Genomic DNA, 18924 nt, shown 5'->3' with positions numbered 1-18924 from the left:
TTCAGAGGGCCACCAGGGTCGTCTCGGTGGCCTTGACGCTCGTCCAGACGGGCGTGCCCTCGCCGAGGCCGAGTTCGGCGGCGGCTTCCGGGGTGATCTCGGCGACGAGGTCCGGCACCTGCGCGCAGGTGATGAGGACACGCAGCCGGCTTCCGGCGCCGGTGATCTCCCGTACGGTGCCGGCCCACACGTTCCGCGGGCTTCCGGACGGCTTGTCGCGGTGGAGGGCGACGGCTTCGGGCGCGAAGATCGCGAGGACGCCGGCACCCGCGGGGAGCGGTTCGGCGACGGTCAGTGTGCCGCCACCGGTGAGGCGGACGCCTTCGGCGGTCGTGGTGCCGGGCCAGGCGTTGCGGCCGAGCATGCGCGCCACCCAGGGCGAGCGCGGGTGCCGGGAGACCTCGGCGGGCGGTGCGTCCTGCAGGGCGCGTCCCTCGTGCAGGACCAGGACCCGGTCGGCGAGCGCGACCGCCTCCACGGGATCGTGCGTGACGATCAGGCAGACGCCGCCGAAGCCGTCGAGGTGGGTGCGCAGAGTGTGGCGTACCCGGGCGCGAGTGGTCTGGTCGAGCGCGGCGAGGGGTTCGTCGAGCAGCAGGAGCCGCGGGCGCGCGGCCAGTGCGCGGGCGAGCGCGACGCGCTGCGCCTGGCCGCCGGAGAGCTGCGCGGGCCTGCGGTGGGCGAGGTGCCCGACACCGAGGCGGTCCAGCCACTCCTGGGCGGCGCGGCGGGCCTCGGCCCGGGGCACGTGCTGGGCGCGCAGCCCGTACGCCGTGTTGGCCAGGGCGCTCATGCGCGGGAAGAGCGCGCCGTCCTGGGGCACCCAGGCGACGCCGCGGCGGTGCGGGGGCAGGGCGGTGACGTCGGTGTCCCCGAGCCGGAGTGCGGCGTGGGCGCGGGGTGTGAGGCCGAGCAGCGCCCGAAGGAGGGTCGTCTTGCCGGCGCCGTTGGGGCCGACGACGGCGATGGTGGTGCCCGGCCCGGCGTCCAGGACCAGTTGGTCGAAGCCGGTCACGTCGGCGTGCAGGGACCAGCGGTCCGCGGGAGCGGCGGGCGCGGCCGGGGCGGGGGCCGTGCCGGGGGCCGCGTCCGGGTCGGCTTCGTCCGCCCGTGCGCCGGGGCCGGGGGAGTGGGCGGGAGGCGCCCCGTTCCAGCGGCCGCGCAGGGCGATGAGCACCAGCATGGCGATGGCGAGCAGCAGCAGGGAGACCGACGTCGCCGCCTCCGGCTGCTCCTGGAGCAGCAGGTACACCTGGAGCGGCAGGGTCTGGGTGGTGCCGGGCAGGTTGCCGGCGAAGGTGATCGTGGCGCCGAACTCGCCCAGCGCCCGCGCCCAGGTGAGCGCGGCCCCCGCGATGAGCCCGGGCGCCACCATCGGCATCGTGACTGTCAGGAACACCCGTACCGGCGAGGCCCCGAGGGAGGCGGCCGTCTCCTCGTAACGGGGATGCAGCCCGCCCAGCGCGCCTTCCAGGCTGATGACGAGGAACGGCATGGCGACGAACGTCGCGGCGAGGACGGCGCCGGAGGTGTGGAACGGCAGGGTGAGGCCGAAGGTGTCCTCCAGCCACGGGCCCAGCAGCCCCCGGCGCCCGAACCCGAGCAGCAGCGCCACGCCGCCGACCGTCGGCGGCAGCACCATCGGCAGCAGTACGAGGGAGCGCACGAACGCCTTGCCGGGGAAGCGCACCCGGGCCAGCAGCCACGCCAGCGGCACGCCGAGCGCCAGGGACAGGCCGAGCGCCCAGAACGACACCACGAGCGAGAGCCGGAGGGCCTCGACGGTCCCCGGAGTGGTGAGGTGGCCGGCGAGCTCGCTCCAGGACGTGCGGACCAGGATGCCGAGCAGCGGCAGCAGCAGGAACGCGACGGCCAGCAACGCGGGGAGGGCCAGCGCGACGGGGGTGCGGGGGCCCGGCTCGCGGTTGCGGGTGAGCTTCATCTGGGGTTCCTCGGGCGTGGAGCGGTGAAGGGGGGACGGGGTGCCGCCCCGGGAACGGGCCCCCGGTACGACCCCGACCCAGGGAGCTGCCCCCGGAACGGGCCGCCCGACCGGCAGGGCCGCCACCCGGGAAGGGCCCCGGAAGGGGTTGTCCGACCCGGCAGAGGCCGCCCCCGGGAGGGACCGCCCCTGGGCAGGGACCGCCCGACCCGGCAGGGGCCGCCACCCGGAAGGGGCAGCCCGTCACGGCCGGTCGCGTGGGTCCGACCGAGGGTCCGGTCGCGTGGGTCCGGTCGCGGGTCCGGCCCCGCGGGTCACGGCTTCTGGAAGCCGGCGTCCCGCAGGATCTTCTGCGCCCCGGGCGAGGACAGCCAGGCCACGAACGCGGCGGCGGCCCCGGCGTTCCGGGACTGCTTCAGTGTGGCGGCCGGGTACCGCGCGATGGCGTTCTGCGCGTCGGGGATGTCGACCGCGTCGACCTTGCCGGGCGCGCTGTCGGCGTCGGTCCTGTAGACGAGTCCGGCGTCGGCCTCGCCCAGCTCGACCTTGCTCAGCACGGCCCGGACGCTGGGTTCCTGGGAGACCGGCCGCACGGTGATCCGCTGGGCGTCGAGGATCTTCCTGCTGTACTTGCCGGCCGGCACCTCGGGCGCGGCCAGGACGACCTTGAGCATCGGGTCGCCGAGGTCCTTCAGCTCGTCGATCCTGTGGGGGTTGCCCTCGACGGTGGCGATGACGAGGCGGTTCCTGGCGATGACGGCCGGGGTGCCGGTGTCCGCCCGGACGCTGTCCATGCTCCTGGTGTCGGCGGTGACCAGGGCGTCCGCGGGGGCTCCCTGCTTGACCTGGGCCACCAGTTCCTGCGACCCGGCGAAGGAGAAGGTGATCCTCGTGCCCGGGTTCGCCTTCTCGTACGCCGCGCCGGCTGCCTTGAAGACGTCGGTCAGGGAGGCGGCCGCCAGCACGGTCAGCCGGGCCGGGGTCGTACCGGCGGGCCCGGTCGCCTTCCCGCTGCCGCCCGCTTCCGGGGAGCCGTCATTGCCGCAGGCGGTGAGCGGAACGATGAGGGCGGCCGTCAGCGCCGCGGCGGCGGCGCGGCGTCCGGTGAACGGCAGGGCCATGAGGTGGTGCTCCTCGGGGACAGGTCGGCTGGTGCCGTCCGGGCGGAAGGGTGATGAGCCGCGACGGTGACGGGCGACGCCGCTCGGCGGCGCGCGGCCCGGTTCAGCTGCGGTCGATGTGCACGTTGGTCGACTTCACGCGGGCGGTGGCCTGCATGCCGACTTCGAGGCCCAGTTCCTCCACGGCCTCCCGGGTCAGGAGCGAGACGATCCGATGCGGTCCCGCCTGGATCTCGACCTGGGCCGCCACGTCGCCGAGCTTGACGGCGGTGACGATGCCGGGGAAGGCGTTGCGGGCCGTGGTGTACGAGGTGTCGTCCTCGGCGCCGCCCTGGGCGACCTCGACGGAGAAGGCGGCGAGGTCCCGGCCGTCGATGAGGCGGCGACCGGTCTCGTCGCGATGGGTCGCGACCCGGCCGGCGTCCGCCCAGCGGCGCGCGGTGTCGGGACTGACGCCGAGCAGACGCGCCGCCTGTCCGATGGTGTAGGACTGCATAAGCGCCACGTTAGAGCGATCAGGCTGGCATCTGCAACGCTGCGCCCGCTTCTCCGTCGCAGATGCCAACCCCGCGTTCATGGCGTCGGAGAAAGCTCTCATTGACGCGAGCCGTGCCCGTTTGCCCTCGCCCGGCTCGCACCCCCGGCCCCCGGCCTCAGCCCCGGCGCCCCCGGCGCGGACACCGTGCCCCGTCCCCGGCTCAGCGCTTCCGCCCGCGCTCCCGACCCAGCGCTCCCGGTCCCGCTCCCGGTCCCGGCTCAGCGCTTCCGCCCGGTCGCGGCCGCCGCCACCGTCAGCACGGTGCCGGCGAGGGGCGGCAGCACCAGGGCGGCGAACAGCCATACCGGCACCTCCGCCTCGGGCGTGGAGCGCCACAGCACTCCGCAGCCGAAGAGGGGGGAGATGCCGATGCACGCGTCGAGCACCAGCACGGCCCGGGCGATCCGGCGGGCCGCGCCAAGGCCGGCGGGCCGGACCACCAGCGAGGACGGCGCTCGCCCGGCGGCGGACGGCACCGCCTCCCCGTGCAGCTCGTCGCGCGGTGTCACCCGCAGCGTCATCTCCGCGCACACGGTGATCAGCACGGTCACCCCGGCGTACAGGAACACCAGCGCGAACGCGCTGCCGATCGACCGGCCGGTCCAGGCGTCCACGCCGTCGAGGCCGATGCGCTCAGGTATCCGGTCGGGCAGATGCGGGTACCGGAGGGTGCCCCGGATCGCCAGGACGGCGAGTAATACGGCATTGAGAAGAAACCACGGCAGAAGAGGACGGCGAAACACCATGGGGCGATCGTCCATCGTCGGCGTGCGATTGCCGAGGTGGTTCGAGGCCGGCGGAGAAGGCCGCCGACGTGCGGCGTATCGCACCCGGGGTGCCGTCTCCTGTCGTCCGTTATCCAGCTCTTTGCTCTACTGGAGGGCGCTTTTCGGTATTTCTCCTGCGGTACAATCCTTTACCGAGCCATTACGCTCCCTTGAACGCGTGGACGCTCATTCCTTTGCCGGGAACCGGCTGCCATCCGTCGAGGTGAGGGACGAAGTGAGAGGCGAAGTGAGGGGAGGCGTGACATGGCTCGCAGCATCCGCGACGTGAACCCGACCGTCACCGGGACGGCCTCCCGTCCGCCCGCGCCCTCCGCCTCCCGCTCGGCGCGTATCGACAACGCCGCTCGCGACAGCGTGCCGGATACCAGCGGCATCAGCATCCGCATCTGACACCCGGCCCGCGGCGGCAGAGCCACTGCGCCGTGCGCGGCCGGCCCTCGCGCCCGGCGGCCACCGCAGGCCGTGACGCGTGATGCAGAATCGCCTGCTGACAGGGCACTCGTGCACGCGCCACGACCGGCCGTACCCGAGCGATCGACCCGAACCCGGCCCACCCGCACCCGCGTTCTTTCTGGAGCAGCCATGGAGCCCACGGCTCACACCCATAAAACCGTCCTGCCCGGCGTCGGCACCCGGTACGACCTGGAGACCGAAGCCGGCCGTCACCTCTCGGTGGTCGTCCACCAGGACGGGCGGCGGATCCTCGCCTTCCACGACCCGGAGGACGACGACAACTGCCGGGAATCCGCCGCCCTGGAGCCGCACGAGTCGACGGCCCTGGGCAAGCTGCTGATCCCCGACCCGGTCGCCCATCTGCACCAGCACATGGAGATCGACCTGGTCACGGAGAACATCGAGGTCACCAAGCGCTCCCCGTACGCGGGACGCACCCTCGGCTCGACCCAGGCCCGCAGCCGCACCGGCGCCTCCATCGTCGCCGTGCTGCGCCGTACCGCGGCCGTCCCCTCACCCGCTCCCGACTTCCGCTTCGCGATCGGCGACACCCTCGTCGTCGTCGGTACCCGAGAAGGCGTCGACGCCGTCGCCGAACTGATCACCGGAGGATAGACGCCCGTGCACGACACGACCGCCATGCTCATAGAACTCGGGACCGTCATCCTGGGCCTGGGGATCCTGGGACGCCTCGCCGGCCGGGTCGGCTTCTCGCCCATACCCCTCTACCTGCTCGCCGGCCTGGCCTTCGGCCACGGCGGCATCATCCCCCTCCAGGCCAGTGAGGAGTTCATCGCCACCGGCGCCGAGATAGGCGTCATCCTCCTGCTCCTGCTCCTCGGCCTGGAGTACAGCGCCTCCGAACTCGTCACCAACCTCAAGACGCAGTACCCCTCCGGCGCCGTCGACTTCGTCCTCAACGCCGCGCCGGGCGCCGTCGCCGCCCTGATCCTCGGCTGGGGCCCGGTAGCGGCGGTCGCGCTCGCCGGTGTCACCTGGATCTCGTCCTCCGGCGTCATCGCCAAGGTGCTCGGCGACCTCGGCCGGCTCGGCAACCGCGAGACCCCCGTCATCCTCGGCATCCTCGTCATCGAGGACCTCGCCATGGCGGTCTACCTGCCGATCCTCACCGCCATGCTGGCCGGTGTGAGCCTGGCCGGCGGCAGCGTCACCCTCCTGATCTCCCTGGGCACCGTCGGTGCCGTGCTGTACGTCGCCCTCCGCCACGGCCGCCTCATCAGCAAGGCCGTCTCCTCCGACAACGCCGAGATGCTGCTCCTGGTCGTCCTCGGCCTGACCCTCCTGGTCGCCGGCATCGCGCAGGAACTCCAGGTCTCGGCCGCCGTCGGCGCGTTCCTCGTCGGCATCGCGCTGTCCGGTGAGGTCGCCGAGGGCGCCAGCAACCTCCTCACCCCGCTGCGGGACCTGTTCGCCGCCGTCTTCTTCGTCTTCTTCGGTCTGTCCACCGACCCCGCGGACATCCCGCCCGTGCTCGTGCCCGCGCTGCTCCTCGCCGTCGCCACCGCGCTGACGAAGATCGCCACCGGCTGGTACGCGGCGCGCCGCGCCGGCATCGGCACCCGCGGCCGCTGGCGCGCGGGAGGCACCCTGGTCGCGCGCGGGGAGTTCTCCATCGTCATCGCCGGTCTCGCCGTGGGCGTCGAGCCCCGCATCGGCCCCCTGGCGACCGCGTACGTGCTGCTGCTCGTGATCATCGGCCCGCTCGCCGCCCGCTGGACCGAGCCCCTGGCCCGCCGCCTCATCCGGCGCCCCGCCGCCCCGGCGCCCGCCATGGCCCCCGAGGCCGAGAGGGCCGACGCCGTCCACACGACCACCTGACGCGCACCGCGCGCGCCACCGCCGGGGCCCGGGCCCGCCGGCACCGCGGTTGCCATCCGGCCCGGGTCCGTCGGAGGCCATGGGCCGGCCCGTGCGGGGGCGGAGCGCGCAACAGGGCGCAGCGTCCGCCCTTTCTGCGGGCATGGCACGCAGATGCGGGGGTAGGGGCTGGTGGTCGGCCCGGCACCGGGCCGGCGACGTACGGGGGACGGATGGGGAGGGAAGCATCATGGCGACAATGACTGCGGCCGGCACCGACACGGAGACCGCGATCCTGCCGGAGATCGCCGACCCTTCCAAGGTGGCGCCGAAGGACGCCCGTGAGCTGTCCCGGCTGTTCTTCGACCAGCTTGCGGTGCTGGAGGAGGGCACGCCCGAATACAGCCGCACCCGCTCCACGCTGATCGAGATGAACATGTCCCTGGTCCGCTACGCGGCCGGCCGGTTCCGCAGCCGTGGACCGGAGGAGATGGAGGACATCGTCCAGGTCGGCATGATCGGCCTGATCAAGGCGATCGACCGGTTCGAGCTGTCGCGGGAAGTGGAGTTCACGTCCTTCGCCATCCCCTACATCGTCGGTGAGATCAAGAGGTTCTTCCGCGATACAAGCTGGGCCGTCCACGTCCCCCGCCGCTTGCAGGAGGCCCGCGTCCAGCTTGCCCGCGCCACGGAGGAACTGCGCAGCCGTCTCGGCAGGACGCCGACCGTCAAGGAACTGTCGGAGCTGATGAGCTTGTCGGAGGAAGAGGTCGTGGAGGCCAGGCTGGCCTCGAACGGCTACACCTCGGCCTCGCTGGACGCCACGATCAGCGGGAGCGAGGACGGCGAGATGGCCATGGCCGACTTCATCGGCACCGACGACCACGCCCTCGAGCTCGTCGAGGACTTCCACGCACTGGCTCCGATGATCGCCGCGCTCGACGAGCGTGACCGCCAGATCCTCCACATGCGTTTCGTCGACGAACTCACCCAGAGCCAGATCGGTGAACGCCTCGGCGTCTCCCAGATGCACGTATCCCGCCTGCTGTCCCGCACCCTCTCCCACCTCCGGGACGGCATGCTCACCACCCGCTGACCCACCACAGACGCAGCCGGCCCGGACGCGGACACAGCAAGTCGTCACGCCACGGTCCCTCGGCTCGGCTCCGGCTGTGCGGTGACAGCGGACGGCGCGTGGACCGGTGCCATGTACGGCACGGTCGCGGTCGGGGCGGCCTGTTGCGGAGGCAGGGCCGCAGGGAGCTGATCGCGACCGCTCAGCAGGACTGCCACCGGTGTGGCCCAAGGCTGTGAGATCCGAAGCGCCGCCCGGGGGACCGCCCAGGGATTCGCCCCGCCTTGTCGGTGCCCACCGCCCGGCCCCGGTCAGAGCATGACCGGTGGGTCGGCGCTTTCGACCGCTGTGGTGTCGGTGCGGGAGGGCGGCGTCGGTCGGCGTCCAGGACAGGGCACAGCAGCGGCTGGTCACCCGCTGGGCGCCGAGTCGGCCAACCAGGGCCGGCGTCCGGGGTGTTCTGCCGTCGCTTGGAGCGCCGGCCCGGGACCACCACCGGCGTGCGGAGCGGGCAGTGCGGGCGGCAGCCGCCCCCGGAACGCCCGCCGGGCCACCTGGCCGGGGGTGGCGTCGAGCTCGAGTACGGCGAGCACCGGAATGGCCATCGAGCTGATCGAGATGCCGGCCACGCCGGCGGTCCGGCTGGTGAGGTACCGCCGGAAGTCGCGGTGCCGCCACAACGACGTGGACGAGGGGCCACCGGGCCCGGTGAGCGGGGGAGTGGTGGCGGAGGGGTTCACCGGCCCGCCTCCTCTGCCGTGGCGGCGCTGGGCCGGTAGCCGCTGGCCTGCAGGGTGAACATGGCGGCGTAGTCGCCGCCCGTGGCCATGAGCTCGTCGTGGGACCCGGATTCCACGATGCGGCCGCTGTCGAAGACGAGGATGCGGTCGCAGTCGACGACGCTGGCGAGCCGGTGGGAGATCAGCACCGTGATCTGGTCGGTGCGCAGCCGGCCGCGCAGAACAGCCTCGTACACGGCGTGCTCGGACGGCGGGTCCATGCTCGCCGTCGGCTCGTCCAGGAGCAGCAGCGGCGCCGCCTTGTACAGGCCCCGGGCGACGGCGATCTTCGCCCACTGTCCGCCGGAGAGTTGTTGCCCGCCCTTGAACCGTTTGGACAGCAGCGTCTTCCACTGAGCGGGAAGTGCGGCGATGACCCCGTCGGCTCCTGCGGCCCGTGCGGCGGTCATGGCTCGCCGGGGGTCGGCCTCGGTGAGCGTGCCGGTTCCGGCGGTGATGTTCGACAGGGCGCTGAAGGGGAACCGCACCGGGTCCTGCAGGACACAGGCGACCTGCCGGTGCACCGACTTGGCGTCCATCTGCCGTACGTCGACGCCGTCCCAGCTCACGCTGCCCTTCTGCGGTTCGTACAGGCCGGCCAGCACCTTGGCGCAGGTCGACTTCCCCGATCCGTTGAGGCCGACGAACGCCACCGTCTCCCCGGCGCGGAGGGTGAAGGAGACGCCGTCGAGCGCCGGGGTGTCCTTGCCGGGGTAGGTGAAGTGGACGTCCTGGACGGTGATCTCCTTCACCTTCTCCGGCGCCCGCACATCGGCCGTACGGGGCAGGAGACGGCGACTGCGCTCCTGGACGGCGAGGAGGTCGTCGACCCACAGGGCGTGCTCGTAGACGAGGTGGGCGAACTCGATGAGCTGGGTCAGGGAGGCACGTCCGGACTGGATGGCCAGGACTGCGCCGGCCCCCGCGGCCAGGGGAAGCCACCCTGCGATCAGCATGGCGGCCAGCGCGGTGTAGGTGATGCCGGTACCGACTCCGCCCACCGCCCGGCCGGCGAGGTTGATCAGGGCCGCGTTCACGCCCAGGCGGGTGTCCTCATCGGCGATCTTGGCGGTCAGGCGGCGGTGCTCGTCCAGCAGGGCGCCTTGGGCCGTGTCGGAGCGCAGCTCCGCGGCCGCGTCCACGTCGAGCAGCAGCCAGGAGAACACGCGAACGCGGCGTTGCAGCGCGTTCCATCGCTTGAAGGAGTGGAAGCGGGCACGCGCGCTGTGCACGGCGGCCGCCCCCACCGGCAGGACGGACAGCAACAACAGCGGGAGCAGGGCGGGGTGGAGGACGCTCAGGACGCCGGCGGTGCCGATGAGGCCGAGGGCCGCGGAGGCCAGGGAGACGACCTGCCCCACGATCATCCGGGCGTAGAACAGCCCGCGGTCGTTGGCACGGTGCACCTCGTCGTGCCAGTCGGCGTCCTCGACGGCCTCCAGCCGTACGTGCGCGGTGAGGCTCAGGAACTCGCACTCGAGCGCGGTGCGGATCTTGGGCGTGACGCGTGCCTGGGCCACCGAGACGGCGGCCTCCAGCAAGGCCCGGGCGGAGAGGAAGCCGGCGACGAGCAGGATCTGGGGGATGGCGGCGCGTACGCGATCGGGCGTGGGCCCCTGGGCGAACAGGTGCTGGAGCACTCCGACCGAGGCGATCAGCCCGAAGGCCGCCATGGCGGCCGAGGTCAGTTGGCAGGCGACGGCCGTGAGGGTGGACGCGCGGTCCGCCTGCCAGGCGAGCCGCCCGATCAGGGCGGTGATCCTGGGCAGACGGGCGAGCACCTGGCGCACCGTGGCGCTGGCGGCGGCTCCATCGTGGACGGACCAGTACGCCTCTTCCATCGCGTCGGTCATGTCGCCGTCCTCCGGCCCCGCCGGCACGGTCGTCGGCGGCAGGGGCAGCGAGGCGGACCGCGGTCCGGGCAGGTTGTGGGATGCCGCATCGGTTGACTCGTTCATGCCGCCCACCTCGTGTCCGGTCGTGCCGAGCGGCGCGCCGCTCCGGCGAGGGGGCTGAGGAGGTGTTCCTCCGTGTACCGGCTCTTCGCCGGCGGCGGAGGAAAGGCTGTGCCGTCCTGTGGGAACTCGCATGTGCCCGCTGTGCTCAATTGCGGTCCTCCATCCCTGACCCGTGTGCCCTGCTCGACGACACCGAGGTCAACGACATGGACCGCGATATCGAACACGCGTGTTTGAGACGATGCCGGAACCCCGAGACGGAGCGCTCGACGTCGCGTGTAGGACCCACGGACCCTTGTTCGGCCCGGTCGACCGCCGATGCACCGGTGGCCGACACGCCGACGGTGGATACGCCTGTGACGCCTGGGTTTTCGGTGCCCGGGCCCGGGACAGCCCTGTACGAGCCGGCGACGCCGTTCCCGTGGCCCTCAAGGGGCAGGAAGGGGGGCCGGCGCACTCTCTCCACATCCGCGAACGGGTGGCACGGCGCGCGCTGTGCCACCCGTTCCGCCGCTACGCCGCGCAGTGAGCGCTCGGGGGTGCCGGGGGCATTCCGGCGTGGAGGTGAGATTTTGTGGGTCGCGTCTTTATCGGCGGCGCTGCAGTCTGCCCGGATTTCCCCAGCGCGTTGCATCCGCCCTTGGGGAATCGCTCGCAATGTGCATCGCCGGGGATTGTCCACCTGGTGGCGCTGCCGGCGTGAATGAGGCTGTAGTGAGCCGGACACACGCAAGTACGCATTCCAGGACGGCGGCGGACGGGTTGGCCGGATCTGGCTTCGTCCAGGCGCGACCCAACGGTCCGTCACCGCACGTCAGGCCCAGGGAGACGGTCGGAAACCGCGCCGCCGTGGCCCGCCGCAGGTGTCTCGAAACGCGCGCGCCCACCGAAAGCGGCATCGCTCATACCCCGACTGCGCGGGACTATGACCGACTGCTCGGGCCACTTATGCAAAACGCAGGTGAATCACGCACGGAATGCAGCGGAAGCGCCTTGCTGAATGGCCTGTGTGCGCTGTTGCCCGAGGAAATGCACGCACCTAGCTTTGTGCACTGCGTCGGCGGCGCCCCGCTCGATCGGGTCGGGCCGCCGGCTCACGTACGAAAACGGCACCAGTCCTGTTCATCCCACGACGAAAGGGTATGACGATGGCCTACGAGCGTCCCACTCTCACCAAGGTCGGCGATTTCCAGAAGGTCACCGGACTGGCCGGCCAGGGCAGCCCCGACCTGCTGGGCGGCCACAGCCTGCTGTGATCCGGCCTGCCCATCGCCCCCGGGCGACCTGAGCACCGACGGTACGTCCTGGGGCACGTCGGGTCCGGAGCGTGGGCGGCGTACCGCGCCGCCCGCGCTCGTCCCCCGTACCGCTGCTGGAACCGCATCGACCAAGAGAGGCCTGTGCATGGCGACCGGTACGTCACTGCCCACGGGGGCGAGTTGGTTCCTGGCCCTTCCGGACACCGACGCCGTCGCGGCCCTGGCCGCACCGGTTCGCTCGCGTGCGGTACGGGAGATCAGGCATGCCTCGGGCCGGCCCTGGCTGTTGGGGTGCTGGCCGGAGGACAGCGTGACGACGGCGGTCTGCGGACGGACCCGGTTGTGTGTGCTGGGGCAGCACGCGGTGACCGAGCGGGAGGCGGCGCGCGCCGCCGGCGCCGGATCCCCCGGAGCGGCCGAGCGGCTCGCCCGTACCTGGCCCGGCAGTCACCATCTGCTCGCCAGCTTCGACGGCGAGACCCTGGCCCTCGGCACCGTCACCGGCGTACGCAGCCTCTTCGTGGCGTCAGCCCGCGCCGCGGACGGCGCGTGCGTCGTGGCCGACCGTGCCGACGTCCTGGCCGACCTGGTCGACGCGGAGCTGGACGAGGGCCGGCTGGCCGTCCACCTGCTCAGCCCCGGGATCCTGCACCCCCTGACGGCACAGACGGTGTGGCGCGGCGTCGACGTGGTGCCCGGCGACCACCGCCTGACACTCGACCGCGACGGGCACGCCCGCATGAGTCGGCGCTGGGCGCCGCCACCGGCCGAGCTGTCGCTGGCCGAGGGCGCCCGGCTGGTCCGCGACAGGCTGGCCGACGCGGTCGCCGTACGCCTCGCGGGCGGCGGACCGGTCACCGCCGACCTGGGCGGGGTCGACTCCACCGCGGTGGTCTGCACCGCGGCCCGCCAAGGAGCGAAGATCGTCGCCTACACGGCCGCCGTCCACGATGTCCTCGGCGACGACGTCACCTACGCGCAGCGCACGGCGGAGGCGCTCGACTCGCTGGAACACCACGTGGTGCCCGCGACCGCCGTACCTCTGACCTTCGACAGCGTGCACGAACTCGACGACGCGCTCGACACCCCGTCGTTGTACTCCGTCAACCGACACCGGCGCATGTACATCATCGAACGGGCCGCGGAGCGTGGCTCCTCGTTGCACTTGAGCGGGATGGGCGGGGACGAACTCTTCAGCGGCGCCAGCGCCCATGTGCACGGCCTGCTGCGCCGGCATCCCCGTACGGGCTGGCGGCACACCCGCGGCTTCGTCACGAGGCACCGGTGGTCCCGCCGGACGGCCCTGCGGCAGTTGCTCGACGGCCGCTCCTACGGGGCCTGGCTGGAGCAGGTGGCCCACGACCTCACGCTGCCCCAACCGCCCATGTCGGTACCCCTCTTCGAGTGGGGCACCCCGCCACGGCTGCCCCCCTGGGCCACCGGCCGGGCCGTCGAGGCCGTGCGGGACCTCATCCGTACGCAGGCCCCGGAGGCGGAGCCGCTCGGCAGCGGACACGGTGTGCACCGCGAGCTGGCCACGATGCGCACCCTCGCCCGCTTCGCCCGGCACGTACAGCAGATGTCCGAGCCCCTGGGCATCACCTTCGCCTCCCCCTACTACGACGACCTGCTGGTCGAGGCGGCGCTCGCGGTCCGCCCCCAGGAGCGTGTGACCCCCTGGCGGTACAAGCCGCTGATCGAGGAGGCCATGCGGGGCGTCGTACCCGACGCCAGCCGCCGGCGGACCACCAAGGCCCACGCGGCCTTCGAGGAGGAAACCGGGCTGCGCAGGCACCGCTCCTCATTGCTCGCCCTGTGGAACGACGCCCGTCTGCACGGCCTGGGACTCATCGATGTGGAGGCCGTCCGCGCATGGTGCCGCCGGCCGCTCGCCGCCGACCTGGAGAGCGCGCTGCTGCACGCCACCGTCGGCTGCGAGGTCTGGCTGCGTTCCCGGGAGAATTCCGCCGGCCGAAGGGGCCGGCCCCGAACCGACACAGGAGGCATCCCCGCATGACGATGACCCTGCGCCCCGGCGTGGTGACGGCCGACACCGAGTACGGGATGGCCCTGCTCGACCAGAGCAGCGGCGAGTACTACACCCTGAACCCCACTGCCGCCGTCATCGTCCGCGCCCTGCTCGACGGCACCACCACCGACCAGGCGGTGACCGCGCTCACCGGCCAGTACGACGTGAGCGCCGAGCAGGTCGAGGAGGACATCGCCCGCATACTGCAGGAGCTGCGCGACGCCCGGCTGCTGACGGGGTGAGTCCTGGCGCGTCCCGGCACGCGCCTCGTCGCCGTCAGGCACCGCCGGGCGTTCTCGCGAGAGCCGCCCGGCCCGGCTTCCGCCCCGTGTCCGTCATCGTGTCCGGCCCGCATGCGTCGTCGTGTCCGAAGGGGAGAGCAGTGTCCACCTCGCAAGTCGTCCCGTACGACCCCCGGTCGGTTCCGCTCGGCCGGCGGCTGGTGACCCGGCTGGTCGTCGTCTGCGCCCATGTCCTCGCACGCCGGTCCCCGGCCGGTATCCGCGACGTACTGCGGGGGCTGCGCAAGGGCGCCCGGCCGGCGACGCTCGCCGAGGCCGCCCGTGCCCGCGAGACAGTCCTGGCCGTCAGCCTGGCCGCCGGAGGGCAACAGGGCTGCCTTGCCCGGTCGCTGGCCACCGTGCTGCTGTGCCGCCTGCGCGGTCAGTGGCCGACCTGGTGCGTCGGCGTGCGCACCCAGCCGCCGTTCGCGGCGCACGCCTGGGTGGAGGCCGAGGGGGTTCTCGTCGGCGAAGGAGCCCCGGCCGACTACTTCCAGCGGTTCTTCACGGTGGACTGAACGCAGGTGGCCCCCTCCCCGCACTTCGCGGAGCCTCCCCTGCGACCGCCCGCGCCCGGGCGGACGGACCGCCGCACACAGTCGCCGGCCGGGGAGGAGCTCTCCGTACCGCCGGAGCCCGGGCCGAGCGGATCCCCGGCGGCAGGCGGCGCACGCCCCGGGACAGCCGTACGCGACGAGCGGACGCGACCCTGGCTCGTCCTCACCCACCTGCGACCGCACCGCCCCGGCATCCTCCTGGGCAGCGCGCTGTCCCTGGTGGGAAGCCTGCTGGCGCTCGCCCAGCCGCTGGTGGCCAAGCAGATGGTGGACGCCCTGGACCGCGGGCGCCCCGCGGTCGGCGCACTGGTCCTGCTCAGTGCCCTGGTCGTCGCCGGCGCCGCGACCGCCGCACTGGGCCAGTACGTGCTGGAGCGCACCGCCGAGTCGGTCGCCTGCACAGCGCGCCGGCGCCTGTCGGAGCGCCTCCTGCGCCTGCGTCTGCCCGAGCTCAACCGCACCGAGCCGGGTGAGCTGATCTCCCGGGTGACGTCCGACACCACGGTGCTGCGCCAGGTCGCCACCCGCTCGATCGCCTCGGCGGGCAGCGGCCTGCTGGTCGTGGTGGCGACGCTGGCCCTCATGGCGCTGCTGGATCCGGTGCTCCTGAGCATCACGCTGGTCACCATCGCGCTGATCGGCGCGACCGTCGCCGCGGCCGTCCCTCACATCGCCCGGGCAGCCCGTGAGGCCCAGGAGGCGGTCGGCCGCATGGGCTCCCTGCTCGAACGCACGCTGGGCGCCCTGCGCACCATCAAGGCGTCCGGTGCCGAGGGCCGGGAGACGGCCGGTCTGCACCAGGCGGCCGAGGACGCCCGTCGGGCCGGCACCCGGGCCGCCCGGTGGCAGGCCCTGTCGGCCACCACCTCCACCGTCGCCGTCCAACTGTCCTTCCTCGTCGTACTGGGCGTGGGCGGAGCGCGCGTGGCGACCGGGGCCATCACCGTGTCGACCCTCGTCGCTTTCCTCCTCTACGTCTTCGCCCTCGCCCCCCGCGTGGGACAACTGGTCGAGGCGGTCGGTCTGGTGCAGGCCGGATCGGCGGCCGCCGCGCGTATCGGCGAGGTCCACTCCATGGAGACCGAGCCGGCCGGTCCGCCTCAAAACCCGGCCACCACGCCGGAGCCCCACCGGCCGGTCGGCGTCGTCTTCGAGGGTGTGCGCTTCTCCTACGGCCCCGAGACCCCGTCCGTGCACGAGGACGTGACGTTCACCGTGCCGCCGAAGACCACCACGGCCCTGGTCGGCCCGTCCGGAGCGGGCAAGACCACCGTCTTCTCCCTGCTCGAACGCTTCTGCCAACCAGACCGTGGCCGCATCCTCCTCGACGGCGAGGACATCGCGCGTCTCCCGCTGTCCCGGCTGCGCGCCCTCATCGGGTACGTCGAGCAGGACTCACCGATCCTGTCCGGCACCCTGCGGGACAACCTCCTCCTCAGCGCTCCCGATGCCGATGCGGCGCGGGTGCGCGACGTCCTGCGCCGCACCCGCCTGGACTCCCTCGTGGCGCGCCTGCCCGACGGACTCGACACACCCATCGGCCACCGCGGCAGCACGCTGTCCGGTGGCGAACGGCAGAGAGTGGCCATCGCCCGCGCCCTCCTGCGCCGCCCGGGACTTCTGCTGCTGGACGAGGCCACCTCCCAGCTCGACGCCGCCAACGAAGCCGCGCTGCAGGAGACCCTCGCGGACATCAGCCGCACCACCACGATTCTGGTGATCGCCCACCGGCTGTCGACGGTGACCACGGCCGACCAGATCCTGCTGCTGGAATCCGGGCGGGTACGGGCCGCCGGCACCCACGCGCAGTTGCTCGCGACCGACGTCCTCTACCGTCGCCTGGCAGCCGCGCAACACCTCGCTTGACGGTGCGGTGCGGCAGGTCGCCCCCGGCGATCGTCGCCTGGACGCAGAGCCCCAGTGGCGCGTCCGGCCCGACTTCTACAGCCAGTCCCGCTTCTTGAAGACCACGTACAGGCTCGAACACACCACCGCCATCAGCAGGATGGCGAACGGATAGCCGTACACCCAGTGCAGCTCTGGCATGTGGTCGAAGTTCATGCCGTAGATCGTTCCCACGAGGGTGGGTGCAAACAGAATGGCAGCCCACGACGAGATCTTCTTGATCTCCTCGTTCTGCTCGAAGCCCGCCTCCGCCAGGGCCCGCATCTCCGCGTTCTGCTGCTGGGTGACCAGGGTCGCGTTGACCGTGAGGATCTCCGTCAGGGCCTGGCGGAAGCCGTCCACGCGCTCGCTCGTGTGGGTCACGTGGTCCGCGACGTCGCGGAGGCGGCGCTGCAGTTCCTCGTCGGTGCCGTACTTGGCGAAGCCGGCCATCAGGGAGTGCAGCATGCCCACCAGCGGACGCGTGGCGCGCTGGAACTCCACCATTTCGCGGGAGAGTTCGTAGATGCGGCGCGATACCGCCGGGTCGCCGCGGAAGACCTCGGTCTCGATCTCGTCGATGTCGTTCTGGACACCCTCCACCACCGGGGCGTACCCGTCGACGACCGCGTCGAGGATCGCGTACAGCACCGCCTCCGGGCCCAGGGCCAGCAGCTCCGGGGTCTCCTCCATCCGGCGGCGCACGGTGGACAGGTCCGGCGCCGCGCCGTGGCGCACCGTGATCAGGAAGTCGGCGCCGATGAAGATGTGCAGCTCGCCGAAGTCGACCTCCTCCGGGGCGTCGAGGTAGCGCGCGGCCCGCAGCACGACGAAGAGCGTGTCGCCGTACCGCTCCAGCTTGGGCCGCTGGTGGGCCTCCATCGCGTCCTCGACGGCGAGCTCGTGCAGGTCGAACTCGGCCGCCAGCGACAGCAGCTCCGACTCCGACGGGCGGTGCAGCCCGATCCACGCCATGCCCTCCGGCTCGTCGCGCAACCGGTGGAACGTCTCGGCGAGGGTGCCGGGGGAGGCCACCTTGTGGCCGCCGCGGTAGACGGAGGCCTGGACGACGCTGCCCCGCCCCCCGTCGGACCCGGGCGGCGCGTCCGGCACCGCCGGCACGGGCGGCGCGGGCGCGGCCGGGCGCCGGCGGCGGCTGTACTTCTTCGAGGGCAGGGTCACCTCGGTCTCACCTCCTTGCCTCCGGGCAGTACGCAGGATATATGCCCGGGTTTGTTCCGGCCTGGCCGGACGTTCTCCCGCCTTGCGGACAGAAGCTGTCCGCAAGGCGGCGTAGCGTGCGGAGCATGGCCCACACGACGAGCCCGGTGCTCTCCCCCCGCGCCCTGAACCGTGCCACCCTCGCACGACAGCTCCTGCTCCGGCGTACCCCGATGTCCGCGGAACACGCCGTCGAGCACCTCGTCGGGCTCCAGGCGCAGAACACCCGCCCGCCGTACTACGCGCTGGCCGCCCGGCTCGACGGCTTCCGCCCCGAGGAGCTCTCCGGGCTCATGGAGTCCCGCGCGGTGGCCCGGATCGTCACCGTACGGTCCACCATCCACACGCACACCGCCGACGACGTGCTGCGGCTGCGGCCCCTCGTCCAGCCCGCCCGCGAGCGCGAGGTGAAGCTGTTCCGCAAGGGTCTCACCGGCGTCGACCTGGAGCGGCTCGCCGCCCTGACGCGCGCCCTGGTGGAGGAGCGGCCCCGTACGCCCAAGGAGATCCGCGACGCGCTGCTGGAGCGGTGGCCGCACGCCGACCCGCTCGCCCTGACGGTCGCAGCCCGCTGTCTGCTGCCGCTCGTCCAGGTCACCCCGCGCGGGCTGTGGGACCGCAGCGGCCAGGTGGCCCTCACCACCGCCGAGGCATGGCTCGGGCGGGAGGCGGAGCCCCCGGCGACGGCCGACGCGACCGTGCTGCGCTACCTCGCGGCGTTCGGGCCCGCCTCCGTCAAGGACATGCAGACCTGGTCGGGGCTGACCCGGCTGCGCGGGGCGTTCGAACGGCTGCGGCCCCGCCTGCTGACCTTCCGGGACGAATCCGGCACCGAGCTGTTCGACCTGCCCGACGCGCCCCGGCCCGACCCGGACACCCCCGCCCCGCCGCGCTTCCTTCCCGAGTTCGACAACCTGCTGCTCTCGCACGCCGACCGCACGCGTGTCGTGCCGGCGCGGTACAAGGACCGCACCTGGAAGGGGAACCAGGCGTACCGAACCTTCCTCGTCGACGGCTTCCTCGCCGGTGTGTGGCGACCGGAGGAGACCAAGGGCGGAGCGGGGGTGCTCACCGTGCAGCCCTTCGCCCCCCTGACGCGCGAGCAGCGCGCCGCCGTCGCGGAGGAGGCCGGGCGCACGCCGGTGACGCCCACCGCCGCGCAGGCGCACGACATCCGGTTCGGCACGTTCGCCCCCTAGGTCCTGTCGTCACATTCCCGTC

The 18924-nt window shown here is 72.8% G+C and carries 17 protein-coding genes; 10 read left to right on the top strand and 7 right to left on the bottom strand.

The window, feature by feature from the left end; translation table 11 throughout:
* Position 1: 1 nt before the first annotated feature.
* From ACIA79_RS03830 to ACIA79_RS03815, 4 genes are all read right to left on the bottom strand, one after another.
* Positions 2-1942: an ABC transporter permease gene (locus ACIA79_RS03830; RefSeq protein ID WP_399426526.1), complete on the bottom strand. Its 1941-nt coding sequence runs from the start codon at positions 1940-1942 to the stop codon at positions 2-4.
* Positions 1943-2256: 314 nt separating this feature from the next.
* Entirely contained in the window at positions 2257-3063 is an 807-nt protein-coding gene (modA, locus tag ACIA79_RS03825) for a molybdate ABC transporter substrate-binding protein (protein ID WP_399426525.1), read from the bottom strand.
* A 103-nt stretch (positions 3064-3166) separates the two neighbouring features.
* The gene (locus tag ACIA79_RS03820; protein WP_399426524.1) at positions 3167-3559 is read right to left on the bottom strand and encodes a molybdopterin-binding protein; all 393 of its coding nucleotides are present in this window, start codon (positions 3557-3559) and stop codon (positions 3167-3169) included.
* A gap of 260 nt (positions 3560-3819) precedes the next feature.
* Complete coding sequence (locus ACIA79_RS03815) at positions 3820-4347, bottom strand: DUF1648 domain-containing protein (RefSeq protein ID WP_399426523.1); 528 nt, start codon at positions 4345-4347, stop codon at positions 3820-3822.
* Positions 4348-4632: 285 nt separating this feature from the next.
* Here ACIA79_RS03815 and ACIA79_RS03810 point away from each other — a divergent pair, with 285 nt between their 5' ends.
* The 4 genes from ACIA79_RS03810 to ACIA79_RS03795 all read left to right on the top strand — a co-directional run bounded on the left by ACIA79_RS03810 (position 4633) and on the right by ACIA79_RS03795 (position 7756).
* Positions 4633-4779 carry a hypothetical protein gene (locus ACIA79_RS03810; protein WP_399426522.1) on the top strand — a complete coding sequence of 49 codons (147 nt, stop codon included), beginning with the start codon at positions 4633-4635 and terminating at the stop codon, positions 4777-4779.
* 192 nt (positions 4780-4971) lie between these two features.
* Positions 4972-5457, top strand: coding sequence for a cation:proton antiporter regulatory subunit (locus ACIA79_RS03805; protein ID WP_399426521.1), 486 nt, complete (start codon positions 4972-4974; stop codon positions 5455-5457).
* 6 nt (positions 5458-5463) lie between these two features.
* Positions 5464-6681, top strand: a complete 1218-nt coding sequence (locus tag ACIA79_RS03800) for a cation:proton antiporter (protein WP_399426520.1) — start codon at positions 5464-5466, stop codon at positions 6679-6681.
* A gap of 229 nt (positions 6682-6910) precedes the next feature.
* On the top strand, positions 6911-7756 hold the full coding sequence (locus tag ACIA79_RS03795) for an RNA polymerase sigma factor SigF (RefSeq protein WP_399426519.1): 846 nt from the start codon (positions 6911-6913) through the stop codon (positions 7754-7756).
* A 389-nt stretch (positions 7757-8145) separates the two neighbouring features.
* Here the strand turns inward: ACIA79_RS03795 and ACIA79_RS03790 are convergent, their stop codons facing one another.
* Both ACIA79_RS03790 and ACIA79_RS03785 read right to left on the bottom strand, forming a co-directional pair.
* Entirely contained in the window at positions 8146-8475 is a 330-nt protein-coding gene (locus ACIA79_RS03790; protein WP_399426518.1) for a hypothetical protein, read from the bottom strand.
* The gene (locus tag ACIA79_RS03785) at positions 8472-10472 is read right to left on the bottom strand and encodes an ABC transporter ATP-binding protein (protein ID WP_399426517.1); all 2001 of its coding nucleotides are present in this window, start codon (positions 10470-10472) and stop codon (positions 8472-8474) included. Before ACIA79_RS03785 ends, ACIA79_RS03790 begins: the two co-directional genes overlap by 4 nt.
* A 1148-nt stretch (positions 10473-11620) precedes the next feature.
* Here ACIA79_RS03785 and ACIA79_RS03780 point away from each other — a divergent pair.
* From ACIA79_RS03780 to ACIA79_RS03760, 5 genes are all read left to right on the top strand, one after another.
* A complete protein-coding gene (locus ACIA79_RS03780; RefSeq protein ID WP_165995458.1) occupies positions 11621-11728 on the top strand; it encodes a keywimysin-related RiPP in 108 nt (35 codons plus the stop codon).
* 148 nt (positions 11729-11876) lie between these two features.
* Entirely contained in the window at positions 11877-13748 is a 1872-nt protein-coding gene (locus ACIA79_RS03775; RefSeq protein WP_399426516.1) for an asparagine synthase-related protein, read from the top strand.
* On the top strand, positions 13745-14002 hold the full coding sequence (locus ACIA79_RS03770; protein WP_399426515.1) for a lasso peptide biosynthesis PqqD family chaperone: 258 nt from the start codon (positions 13745-13747) through the stop codon (positions 14000-14002). The genes ACIA79_RS03775 and ACIA79_RS03770 overlap by 4 nt, the downstream gene beginning before the upstream one ends.
* A gap of 140 nt (positions 14003-14142) precedes the next feature.
* A complete protein-coding gene (locus ACIA79_RS03765; RefSeq protein WP_399426514.1) occupies positions 14143-14559 on the top strand; it encodes a lasso peptide biosynthesis B2 protein in 417 nt (138 codons plus the stop codon).
* A 6-nt stretch (positions 14560-14565) separates the two neighbouring features.
* Positions 14566-16464 (top strand): ABC transporter ATP-binding protein, encoded by a 1899-nt coding sequence (locus ACIA79_RS03760; protein ID WP_399426513.1) that lies wholly within the window; start codon positions 14566-14568, stop codon positions 16462-16464.
* A 75-nt stretch (positions 16465-16539) separates the two neighbouring features.
* On the opposite strand, the gene ACIA79_RS03755 is transcribed toward ACIA79_RS03760, so the two are convergent.
* Positions 16540-17658 (bottom strand): magnesium and cobalt transport protein CorA, encoded by a 1119-nt coding sequence (locus tag ACIA79_RS03755; protein WP_399426743.1) that lies wholly within the window; start codon positions 17656-17658, stop codon positions 16540-16542.
* A gap of 131 nt (positions 17659-17789) precedes the next feature.
* On the opposite strand from ACIA79_RS03755, the gene ACIA79_RS03750 reads away from it, so the two are divergent.
* Positions 17790-18902, top strand: coding sequence for a winged helix DNA-binding domain-containing protein (locus tag ACIA79_RS03750; RefSeq protein WP_399426512.1), 1113 nt, complete (start codon positions 17790-17792; stop codon positions 18900-18902).
* Positions 18903-18924: the final 22 nt, after the last annotated feature.

The sequence above is a fragment of the Streptomyces sp. NPDC051310 genome, assembly GCF_044455245.1.
GTDB lineage: Bacteria > Actinomycetota > Actinomycetes > Streptomycetales > Streptomycetaceae > Streptomyces.
Note: the sequence above shows the minus strand (reverse complement) of the source record. Positions and strands in the feature narration are given on the sequence as shown.

Bases quoted from the DNA above. Each gene is read 5' to 3' on its own strand.
- ACIA79_RS03830 (WP_399426526.1), bottom strand. From the start codon at position 1,942: ATGAAGCTCACCCGCAACCGCGAGCCGGGCCCCCGCACCCCCGTCGCG.
- modA (WP_399426525.1), bottom strand. From the start codon at position 3,063: ATGGCCCTGCCGTTCACCGGACGCCGCGCCGCCGCCGCGGCGCTGACG.
- ACIA79_RS03820 (WP_399426524.1), bottom strand. From the start codon at position 3,559: ATGCAGTCCTACACCATCGGACAGGCGGCGCGTCTGCTCGGCGTCAGT.
- ACIA79_RS03815 (WP_399426523.1), bottom strand. From the start codon at position 4,347: ATGGTGTTTCGCCGTCCTCTTCTGCCGTGGTTTCTTCTCAATGCCGTA.
- ACIA79_RS03810 (WP_399426522.1), top strand. From the start codon at position 4,633: ATGGCTCGCAGCATCCGCGACGTGAACCCGACCGTCACCGGGACGGCC.
- ACIA79_RS03805 (WP_399426521.1), top strand. From the start codon at position 4,972: ATGGAGCCCACGGCTCACACCCATAAAACCGTCCTGCCCGGCGTCGGC.
- ACIA79_RS03795 (WP_399426519.1), top strand. From the start codon at position 6,911: ATGGCGACAATGACTGCGGCCGGCACCGACACGGAGACCGCGATCCTG.
- ACIA79_RS03785 (WP_399426517.1), bottom strand. From the start codon at position 10,472: ATGAACGAGTCAACCGATGCGGCATCCCACAACCTGCCCGGACCGCGG.
- ACIA79_RS03780 (WP_165995458.1), top strand. From the start codon at position 11,621: ATGGCCTACGAGCGTCCCACTCTCACCAAGGTCGGCGATTTCCAGAAG.
- ACIA79_RS03775 (WP_399426516.1), top strand. From the start codon at position 11,877: ATGGCGACCGGTACGTCACTGCCCACGGGGGCGAGTTGGTTCCTGGCC.
- ACIA79_RS03770 (WP_399426515.1), top strand. From the start codon at position 13,745: ATGACGATGACCCTGCGCCCCGGCGTGGTGACGGCCGACACCGAGTAC.
- ACIA79_RS03750 (WP_399426512.1), top strand. From the start codon at position 17,790: ATGGCCCACACGACGAGCCCGGTGCTCTCCCCCCGCGCCCTGAACCGT.